General features: G+C 61.4%; 1 protein-coding gene. It reads left to right on the top strand.

The genetic code is table 11. The features are described from left to right. Positions 1 to 106: 106 nt before the first annotated feature. Entirely contained in the window at positions 107 to 1,234 is a 1,128-nt protein-coding gene (locus tag OXR61_RS23330; protein WP_196368259.1) for a DDE-type integrase/transposase/recombinase, read from the top strand. The last annotated feature ends 60 nt before the right edge of the window (positions 1,235 to 1,294 follow it).

Here is a 1,294-nt window from a genome sequence, read left to right as displayed (position 1 = left end):
GGTACAAACCGGCCACATGGGTAACACTTTAGACCGGGCACATGGGTAACAGTTATAAACGGCATAGCAGAGGAGACTCACTATGCCCTGGACTGAGACTGTTACCATGCAACGCCTTGAATTCATCCTCGCCTGCCAGGCAGGCGGGGAATCCATGACGCAGCTGTGTCACCGCCACGGCATCAGCCGCAAAACCGGCTACAAGTGGCTCAGCCGCTTTAACCCCGGCGAGCTCTCCTCGCTTGAAAATCTCTCCCGCGCCCGCCATCTCCAGCCCGATAAAATCGCCCCCGACATCGCCGCGCGCCTTGTTCAGTTCCGCCAGCAGCACCCCGACTGGGGGCCAAAAAAAATCCGCCACTGGTTCCTCAGCAACGGCGCTGACTTCATCGTGCCCGCCGCCAGCACCATCGGCGACCTGCTGAAGGCGGCGGGAATGGTGCAGCCGCGGACGCCGCGTAAGCGAACGCCGGGCAACCTGCGCAGTCTCACGACACCCGTGAGGAATAACCACGTCTGGAGCGCTGATTTTAAAGGGCGCTTCCGCCTGAAAGACGGCAGCTGGTGCCGCCCCTTCACGCTCACCGATAACCACAGCCGCTACCTGCTGTCCTGCGAGCCGGGCACGTCGGAGACCACGGTGTTCGTGCGCGGCTGCATGGAAAAGGCCTTCCTGGAAGGCGGGCTGCCCGACGTTATCCGCACCGACAACGGCTCGCCCTTCGTTGCGCCGGGCATCCTCGCGCTGACGCAGCTGAGCGTGTGGCTGATAAAACTGGGGATACAGCCGGAAAGAACCGCACCGGGCTGTCCGGGGCAGAACGCCCGCCACGAGCGGATGCACCGGTCGCTGAAGGTCGCCATGAGCCATCACGACGTCTTTGGCTCGCTGCCAGAGCAGCAGGCGTGGTGCAGCGGATGGCGGAACGAGTTCAATCAGGAAAAGCCGCATGAGGCACACGGGCAGCAGCCGCCCGCAAAAATATGGACGCCTTCACCGCGGAAATGGAACGGAAAAGTGCCGGAGGTGGGTTATCCGGAGGGGGCGAAGCTGTACAAAGTCGGTGAAAAAGGCGACCTGAGGCTGAACGGGCGGACCTTCCTGAGCGCAGCGTTACGGGGCGAGTACGTGCGGTTCCTGGAAGTGGACGACGGCATTGACGTCATCCTCTTCGACAGGCTCATCCTTGCGTATTATGACCGGGCAGAAAAGCGTATTATCCGGATCGACTGACCACAAAAAGTGTTACCTGTGTGCCCGGTCTGATCTGTTACCCATGTGCCCGGTCGTACC

The sequence above is a fragment of the Pantoea sp. GM_Pan_4 genome, assembly GCF_026541005.1.
Classification (GTDB): domain Bacteria; phylum Pseudomonadota; class Gammaproteobacteria; order Enterobacterales; family Enterobacteriaceae; genus Pantoea; species Pantoea dispersa.
This window is presented reverse-complemented; position numbering and strand designations above follow the sequence as displayed.

What these genes read in the sequence shown, in the direction of transcription:
- OXR61_RS23330 (WP_196368259.1), top strand. Translation starts at nt 107, where the DNA reads ATGCAACGCCTTGAATTCATCCTCGCCTGCCAGGCAGGCGGGGAATCC.